Genomic DNA, 6112 nt, shown 5'->3' with positions numbered 1-6112 from the left:
CGATGGGGAGTTTGTCAATGGGGAATGATGATGATTTACCCAAAAGCGATCGCACTCCATAACCACAGATATCTACTTTGGTTTGGGAGTTGAGGAAATTCTGGGCTCTATCTTCCTAGCCTGTTTCGATATTCCCGAAACCGTTGGTGGTGACAGTTTAGCGGAATCATCCGGTGTTGATATCGTCGTACAAGTATCGCTGGAAACCGATAAACACTTGGCGGATAAGCGGGACTTTCCCCAGTTGGGCCACAGCGTCAGCCATGCTGCGATACTTGAGTTCTATCAGTTGAGGTAATTTATCTGGATTGAGTTCGTTAACCCCCTCATTCATGTAATGGTCTAGGACAAAATTTAAAAACTCCTGCTGCTTATCATTGTAGTGGGACAAAATTCGGCGTTTGCGAGCCATGACCCGTTCTTTGCGAGTGATGGGAGTCGAAGCGTAGGCGATATAGGCCAGCACGTCATAGATATCGCTTTTTTCGGCATGGATAAGGCGGCTGATGTCGTTGAGTTCCTGGGGGCCGTAACCCTTCTCTGCCAGTCCTTCTAACAGTTGATTCCGGGTTTCCGGTAAGCTCCACAGTTCCCGGAGTTCGTTCTCATTTTGGAACAGTTCAGGCAGGTCTCCGAATAAGCGTTCGATAAACTGGGCGGCTGTCAAGGGTTTCCCGTCGGCACTCCAAAAGCTGGTGGATAGGGTGTGTTCTATCTCCCGGTCTTTGCCGTCAGCGAGTTGAATTTTCAGTTTCTTGGGTTGCGCCGGTTCCTGGGGTTCGGTCGGTTCAGATTCTAGGCGATTCTCGGAATCGGGGCGCTTTTCTCTAGGCGTTATCGGGGTGGGTTCTTCGGGTTCGCCGTCCCACTCCGGGTCATTAAAATGCTGGTAAGCGCCTACAAAATCGTAGATGGTGAAGTAGTCTTTACCCTCAAATAACCGAGTGCCGCGTCCGATAATCTGCTTGAACTCAATCATGGAGTTGATGGGCCGCAGTAACACGATGTTGCGGACGTTTCGGGCATCCACGCCGGTTGAGAGTTTCTGGGAGGAGGTGAGGATGGTTGGAATCCGTTTCTCGTTGTCCTGGAAGGTTTTGAGGTGCTTGTTTCCAATCTCGCCATCGTTCGCCGTGACTCGGACACAGTAGTTCGGGTGGTTGCTAATTTTCATCTGGTTGATGAGGTCGCGGATTGCCAGCGCGTGGTCTTGGTTGGCACAGAAAACGATGGTCTTTTCGTTCTGGTCAAGACTTTCCATCAGGAGTTTAACGCGATATCTTTCGCGTTCTTCAATCTCAATGATGCGGTTAAAGTCTTTCTCAGTGTACAGTCTGCCTTCCTCGGCTTCCCCTTCAATCACCGTATCATCGGAAGTATAAATATATTTATCCAAAGTTGTCTCAATTTGCTTGAGCCTAAACGGGGTCAGAAACCCATCGTTGATTCCATCTTTGAGGGCGTAGGTGTACACGGGTTCGCCAAAGTAGGCGTAGGTGTCCGCGTTGTTGGTGCGCTTCGGGGTGGCAGTGAGTCCTAACTGCACCGCTGGGGCGAAGTATTCCAGGATGCCGCGCCAACTGCCTTCGTCGTTCGCGCCCCCCCGGTGACATTCGTCAATGATGATGAAGTCGAAGAAGTCTGACGGATAGTCGCCAAAGTTGGGGGTAGGATTTCCTTCGGCATCTTTGCCGCTCATGAAGGTCTGGAAAATGGTAAAAAAGATGCTGCCATTTTTCGGGACTCTGCCCTGTTTGCGGATGCTCTCGGGGTCGATGCGGATGAGGGCATCATCGGGAAAGGCTGAGAATGAGTTAAATGCTTGGTTGGCTAAGATGTTGCGATCGGCCAGAAATAGAACTCGGGGACGGCGGGTGGGTTGGCGGCTCAGGTTCCACCGACTTTGGAACAGCTTCCAAGCCAGTTGAAAGGCGATGAAGGTTTTGCCGGTCCCGGTTGCCATCGTCAGCAAAATCCGGGCTTGTCCCGCTGCGATCGCCTCCAAAACCTGGGTGATGGCGTTGTGCTGATAATATCGCGCTTCCCAAGAGCCGCTCTTGTCCTCGAATGGGATGACTGCGAAGCGGTTCCGCCACTCGTTGGCTTCGGAGAATGTCGCATCCCACAGTTCATCCGGGGTGGGATACTCGCTGATATGACGCTCTGCCCCGGTGAGCATATCAATTTGATAGATGCCGAGGCTGTTGGTGGAGTAGGCAAACCGGATTTGTAGCTTTTCCGCGTATTTCTTGGCTTGCCCCACCCCTTCGGTATCTCTCAAATCGCGTTTTTTGGCTTCTATGACGGCGAGTTTCTGATTCCGATAAACCAGGACATAATCGGCATATTCCGGTTTGGCTCGTTTGCCACCCCCCAGCAACCGACCGGGGGCGATGACCTCGCGACCAATTCGGCTTTCCAGGACAACTCCCCACCCTGTGGCTTTGAGTGCCGGGTCAATCAGTTCGGCGCGGGTTTCGGCTTCGTTCATGCGGCTATCTCCTTAGAAGTGTCTGCTACTTCCTTAACCGTGTCGCCGGTGAGTTCTCCGGTGAATGCTTTCTGCAAGATGGATTGTTTCAGTTCTTTGAGGGCTTCGAGTTTGCGCTGGTAGATGGATTCTAGGCGTTGGGTTTCTGATTCAAGTTCGTTTAATACTAAAACCAGTTTCTGCTGTTTTTCAATATCAGGTAGGGCAATCTGTAAATTTTTTATCATGTCTAATTTCAAGAATTTTGTATTTGCGCCAACTGATTGAATTTTAAGCATTTTAAGACTTTTTAGTAGTTGAAAGTACAAATATCTATACAAAACTTGACTTGCTTCGCTCACGGCAATCACATAAGTTCTTTGATAAGCATTAAATTTTCCTTTGTAATGCTTAACATTAAAGTCCCCAACTGCATTGTTTCCCGCAAGCAGGATAGCTTCGCAGTCAAAAGCATACTCACTAATTCTGTATATTTCTTTAGAGCAAGTAAAAAATGGATATTGACCATCTTCGGTAGCGGCATTCGCGTTAAGTTTACCCGTTTTAATATCAACTATTTCCCCCAAGTACCGTTTTTCTGCATCCAAACTTTGCAGATAACTATCAAACAGTTCGCGGGCGTTGGCGAGGTTCTTCTGGGTGTTGGCGATCGCCGCATCAATCCCCTCAAACGCCTCATCCAAAATCGCCACAATCCGCTTTTGTTCTTCGAGGGGGGGTAGAGGGATTTTAAAGTTTTTTATTTGAGTAAGGGATAAATTTTGTTGAGCCACACCTCCTTTACTTTTTTTTATCTGCTTAATTAGCATTCCAGACGAAAGTGAGCGAAACACAAACTCTGGATGAATTGCGTTAGATGATTTTAAACGAATAATAGCTAAGGCTTGATTTGTGTTTGCCGGTAAAATATCAGAAGTTACTATGGCAGTTCTGCCTAATGCGCCTGCAATTGAAAAAAGAATATCCCCAGATTTTAATTGAGAGCGCTTTAATGAATGGTGACAATCCATTTCAATATGAGCCAACTTTGAGGGTAAAAATTTTCCATTATCTGTGATTGTTTCAACTTTTACAAAATTCACCTTTCCAGTATCAAAAAATTTAAACCCGACCGAAGTAGGTGTTGTTCCTTTAGTAATTAATTCAGAAATTTCATTCAGGCTTACTATTTTCCAATCCTTCATCACAACATCCCCCCAATACCTGCTAAAATCTCTGCACTCTCCGTATCCAACGCCGCAATCTCATCTAAGATTTCCTGCGGGTCTCTCAACGCGGTTTCCTCTGCTTTATTCGGATTCTTCACCGACAAATCGCAAGTTTCCCAGTCAATATCCGCCACATCCACAGACCACGACTTGTCCGACTCGGCAAAGGTCGCTTGCAACTCCACAAACTCGCGTAAATCGTCATCATTAAGCGGATTGGTCTTGCCCATATTGCGGCCTGGGTCTAGCTGGTAGTACCAAATTTTCCGAGTCGCTAATTCCTCCGTTGGAGATTTCCCCTGGGAAAATAAAGGCATTCCCTGAACTGCATCGGTGGGATTGCTTTTATCAAAAAACAGCACCACAGTTTTAACTCCAGCCCCGATAAACGTGCCACCGGGACAATCTAAAATACTGTGCAAATTGCAACTACTTAAAAGCTCTTGACGTAAGGCACGGGCAGCGTTATCCGCATTAGACAGAAAAGTGTTTTTAATAACGATCGCAGCCCGTCCGCCCACCTTCAAAATTTTGATAAAGTGCTGCAAAAACAGGAACGCGGTCTCTCCGGTTTTAATCGGGAAGTTCTGCTGTACTTCCTTCCGTTCCTTGCCTCCAAATGGCGGGTTAGCCAGGATTACATCAAAGCGGTCCTTATCCTGAATATCGCTGAGATTTTCAGTCAGGGTATTGGTGTGAATAATATTCGGTGCATCAATGCCATGCAGAATCATGTTCATGATGGCGATGACATAGGCGAGGCTCTTTTTCTCCTTGCCGAATAACGTCTGAGTTTGCAGTTGCCTAAGCTGTTGGGTTGTGAGGTTGTCCTGGCGCAGATAGTCGTAACTTTCGCATAAGAACCCAGCCGAACCGCAAGCTCCGTCATAGATGCGATCGCCTATCTTGGGTTTGACCACGCGAATCATGGCGCGAATCAGCGGACGCGGCGTGTAATATTCCCCGCCATTGCGTCCGGCGTTCCCCATATTCTTGATTTTGGTTTCGTAGAGATGAGACAGTTCGTGCTTCTCATCCTGAGTCTGAAACCTTAACTCATCTATTCGTTCCAGGGCATCCCGCAGACTGTAGCCGCTTTGGAACTTGTTCTTAATTTCTCCGAAAATCTCGCCAATTTTATATTCAATGGTGTCCGAACTCGTAGCGCGTTGTTTGAACCCTTTCAAGTAGGTAAACAGAACATCATTGACATAATTGATTAAATCATCACCGATTAACGCACTATTGCGGTCGATTTGCCCATCCGGTAACTTCGGCACAGCCCAGTAAGACCAGCGATAAGTTTCGTCTAGGATAAACTCATAAGACTTACCCATTAACTCGGCTTCCATTGAGCGTTCCTGTTCTAAGTCGTCCAGATACTTCAGAAACAGCAGCCAAGAAGTTTGCTCGGTATAGTCGAGTTCAGTGGTACAACCGGCCTCTTTCCAGAGGACATCATCAATATTTTTGAAAGTCTGCTCAAACATTTAATCTGTACGATTACTTATAGTGTAGTCGCTAAAATAAGGCTAGGAATCTGCATAGGTGATTGAGTCATCGTTTGATTATAACTGAACAGGTGATATAAAATTACAAATATTTGTGAAGTTTTTGTGGATCGGTTGAGATTGCACCGGTGACTGAGTTGGGACTGAGTGGCATCGCCTCCCGGTTGCCTAGGTTGCTTGTCAGTCGGTTTTGACAGTTTGGGATTAGGAGAGGCGATCGCACAGTTTTAATTAATCATTAGGTATTAGGCTACGGATAAGAAATTTAACCTCCGTAATGACTTCTTTAACTTGCCAAAAGCGATCGCACTTCATAACCACAGATATCTACTTTGGGTTAGGGGTGTTTAAGGTGGTGAAAGTACCCTATAAGCCGACACAGTTTCCCATGGTGTTATATTAGGTCAAGATGGGGAGTTTGTCAATGGGGAATGATGATGATTTACCCAAAAGCGATCGCACTTCATAACCACAGATATCTACTGTAGTTTGGGAGTTGAGGAAATTCTGGGTATTTACCAAAAAGCGATCGCACTTCATAACCAGGAGATATCTACTTTCGGTTAGGGGTGTTTAAGGTGGTGAAAGTACCCTATAAGCCGACACGGTTTCCCATGGTGTTATATTAGGTCAAGATGGGGAGTTTGTCAATGGGGAATGATGATGATTTACCCAAAAGCGATCGCACTCCATAACCACAGATATCTGAGGTTAAATGAAGATTTTATATGGAGTCGATGAAGTCCATTAAATTGTCCGAATTTCTATCAATAACCTAGCCATTTGTTGCTGTATGCTTGACAAAAAGCCGTTTTTGTGAAAAAATATCATCAACATGGTAAAATTGCCCTTTTTATGACAATTTTCGGCTATAAGTGAGACCTCAGCCATTTTTAGCCTCT

Annotated in this window: 6 protein-coding genes; 1 reads left to right on the top strand and 5 read right to left on the bottom strand. The window is 46.2% G+C overall.

Translation table 11 applies throughout. The features are described 5' to 3' along the window. Nucleotides 1-166: 166 nt before the first annotated feature. From hsdR to P5674_RS13030, 3 genes are read right to left on the bottom strand one after another with little or no spacing between them, the layout of a single operon-like run. Nucleotides 167-2491: an EcoAI/FtnUII family type I restriction enzme subunit R gene (gene hsdR / locus P5674_RS13040; RefSeq protein WP_062945795.1), complete on the bottom strand. Its 2325-nt coding sequence runs from the start codon at nt 2489-2491 to the stop codon at nt 167-169. Beyond that, the gene (locus P5674_RS13035) at nt 2488-3675 is read right to left on the bottom strand and encodes a restriction endonuclease subunit S (RefSeq protein WP_062945794.1); all 1188 of its coding nucleotides are present in this window, start codon (nt 3673-3675) and stop codon (nt 2488-2490) included. The genes hsdR and P5674_RS13035 overlap by 4 nt, the downstream gene beginning before the upstream one ends. Next, a complete protein-coding gene (locus P5674_RS13030) occupies nt 3675-5189 on the bottom strand; it encodes a class I SAM-dependent DNA methyltransferase (protein WP_062945793.1) in 1515 nt (504 codons plus the stop codon). Before P5674_RS13030 ends, P5674_RS13035 begins: the two co-directional genes overlap by 1 nt. A gap of 298 nt (nt 5190-5487) precedes the next feature. On the opposite strand from P5674_RS13030, the gene P5674_RS13025 reads away from it, so the two are divergent. Next, nucleotides 5488-5613, top strand: coding sequence for a hypothetical protein (locus tag P5674_RS13025; protein ID WP_286167472.1), 126 nt, complete (start codon nt 5488-5490; stop codon nt 5611-5613). Here P5674_RS13025 and P5674_RS13020 read toward each other — a convergent pair. Then, nucleotides 5610-5750: a hypothetical protein gene (locus P5674_RS13020; RefSeq protein WP_161782990.1), complete on the bottom strand. Its 141-nt coding sequence runs from the start codon at nt 5748-5750 to the stop codon at nt 5610-5612. The two genes, P5674_RS13025 and P5674_RS13020, sit on opposite strands and share 4 nt — an antisense overlap. A 207-nt stretch (nt 5751-5957) precedes the next feature. Continuing rightward, on the bottom strand, nt 5958-6101 hold the full coding sequence (locus tag P5674_RS13015; RefSeq protein ID WP_157888708.1) for a hypothetical protein: 144 nt from the start codon (nt 6099-6101) through the stop codon (nt 5958-5960). Between the last annotated feature and the right edge of the window lie 11 nt (nt 6102-6112).

The organism is Limnospira sp. PMC 289.06, from assembly GCF_032350395.1.
Classification (GTDB): Bacteria; Cyanobacteriota; Cyanobacteriia; order Cyanobacteriales; family Microcoleaceae; genus Limnospira; species Limnospira platensis.
The sequence above is the reverse complement of the archived record's forward strand: the minus strand, read 5'-3'. Positions and strand labels throughout refer to the sequence as shown.

What these genes read in the sequence shown, in the direction of transcription:
- P5674_RS13030 (WP_062945793.1), bottom strand. Translation starts at nt 5,189, where the DNA reads ATGTTTGAGCAGACTTTCAAAAATATTGATGATGTCCTCTGGAAAGAG.
- P5674_RS13025 (WP_286167472.1), top strand. Translation starts at nt 5,488, where the DNA reads ATGACTTCTTTAACTTGCCAAAAGCGATCGCACTTCATAACCACAGAT.
- hsdR (WP_062945795.1), bottom strand. Translation starts at nt 2,491, where the DNA reads ATGAACGAAGCCGAAACCCGCGCCGAACTGATTGACCCGGCACTCAAA.
- P5674_RS13020 (WP_161782990.1), bottom strand. Translation starts at nt 5,750, where the DNA reads ATGAAGTGCGATCGCTTTTTGGTAAATACCCAGAATTTCCTCAACTCC.
- P5674_RS13015 (WP_157888708.1), bottom strand. Translation starts at nt 6,101, where the DNA reads ATGGCTGAGGTCTCACTTATAGCCGAAAATTGTCATAAAAAGGGCAAT.
- P5674_RS13035 (WP_062945794.1), bottom strand. Translation starts at nt 3,675, where the DNA reads ATGAAGGATTGGAAAATAGTAAGCCTGAATGAAATTTCTGAATTAATT.